This is a genomic window from Acinetobacter sp. P8-3-8, assembly GCF_000214135.1.
GTDB lineage: Bacteria > Pseudomonadota > Gammaproteobacteria > Pseudomonadales > Moraxellaceae > Acinetobacter.
In genome coordinates this window covers 1-1378 of the sequence record NZ_AFIE01000122.1, presented here as the reverse complement: position 1 = coordinate 1378, position 1378 = coordinate 1, and the positions used below count along the sequence as shown (strand labels likewise).

The 1378-nt window shown below is 37.1% G+C and carries 3 protein-coding genes; 2 read left to right on the top strand and 1 reads right to left on the bottom strand.

What is annotated here, in order from left to right; translation table 11 throughout:
• On the top strand, positions 1-463 hold a 463-nt coding region (locus GGG_RS0118840; RefSeq protein ID WP_010117911.1), incomplete at its 5' end, for a recombination protein NinB.
• A gap of 70 nt (positions 464-533) precedes the next feature.
• Here GGG_RS0118840 and GGG_RS0118835 read toward each other — a convergent pair.
• Positions 534-716 carry a hypothetical protein gene (locus tag GGG_RS0118835; RefSeq protein ID WP_004646436.1) on the bottom strand — a complete coding sequence of 61 codons (183 nt, stop codon included), beginning with the start codon at positions 714-716 and terminating at the stop codon, positions 534-536.
• 242 nt (positions 717-958) lie between these two features.
• Here GGG_RS0118835 and GGG_RS0118830 point away from each other — a divergent pair.
• A partial coding sequence (locus tag GGG_RS0118830; protein WP_010117910.1) for a hypothetical protein occupies positions 959-1378 on the top strand: 420 nt, incomplete at its 3' end.

Sequence of the window (1378 nt, the reverse complement as noted above, 5' to 3'; positions counted from 1 at the left end):
GAGTCATGCCGACATCACTAAAGCCATTAACTACATGCACACCAATTACACTCAGGCGATTAATGAGGGTAAGCCGTTAAGGGTGGTGATTGATCAGAAACAGGATGATAGATCCACTGCACAGAATCGCCTTTATTGGATGTGGCTTGGCCAGATAGAGAAAAAGACTGGTCAGGATAAAGATTCACTCCATTACGAGTTTAAGAAACGATTCCTGATTTATATCTATCGTCGTGATGATCAGGAGTTTGCTGAGACCTGTAATGCGATTGCAATGCTCAAGCAGAATGAATGTGAAGAATACCGGGTGATTGCAGAGCAGGTGATAAGACTTTGCAGTACTACAAAATTAAGCGTTAAGCAGATGACCGAGTATTTGAATTACGTGCATGACTTTACTGTGACTCAGTTGGGTGTGTATTTAACTGTGCCGGATGATTTGAAGTGGTGTTGTGTAGAATAGATATTTCAAATTTCAAAAAGCCCATCAGGTAGATAGGCTTTTCTTACTAATCAAAAGATTGAGCGATGATTTACTTTTTATCTGTATTTTCTTTTTGATCATCTTGCTCTTTAGTGGAGGTTGTATCATTTTGATTGGGTTTATCTTGTGTAGGCTTCTGTGTATGGTTTTCTGATTTAGGCTTGTTTTCAGTAGCATTATTTGAAAATTGATTGAAAGAAGCTTTTTGAGCGGTATTTGTATTAACTAACATAGTTTTCTCAATTTTTGTTGCCGAAGATTCGACCTATTCAGAGTGACATACTAGTAGCACTTACAATGGGATGATTTGGAGGGGTAAGTGTAGATATATGTAGGATTTAAATGTTTATATCTTATTTATATTTCAAAGGTTTTTATAATAAACCGGTCGCCAGATTGATCTGTATCACTATTTAAATAGTCAAGGTATTTAATTTATATCTTCTCGATACATTGCTGATACAAGGGGTGTATATGGACGAAAAAGAATATTTCTGGAAAACCAAGAAGCGTCCAATCAAAACCAAACCCCGCAATAAGCCACTACCGAAAGCCAAAGAAAAATACTTAGAAGCAGAAGAAACCCTATTTCAAGAATTAGAAGAACATGCCATTGGTTATCGTCGAAAGTTTCAATTTGAATCAACCAAAAATTGGCGGTTTGATTTTTATATTGTGAAGCTGAACCTTCTTATAGAAATTGTGGGCAGTCCATGGGCGGTTGGTCGTGGTGGGAAAAAGATAGCGAATTCATTTAATAAGTATGATCTTGCTGAAGATCAAGGTTATACATTTGTGCGCCTTGAACCTCATCAGATTGAATCGGGTTATGCAATTAACTGGATTCGAAGTCAGTTAGAGAGATTAGAAGATGGAACAGTTCAGACCATTCCC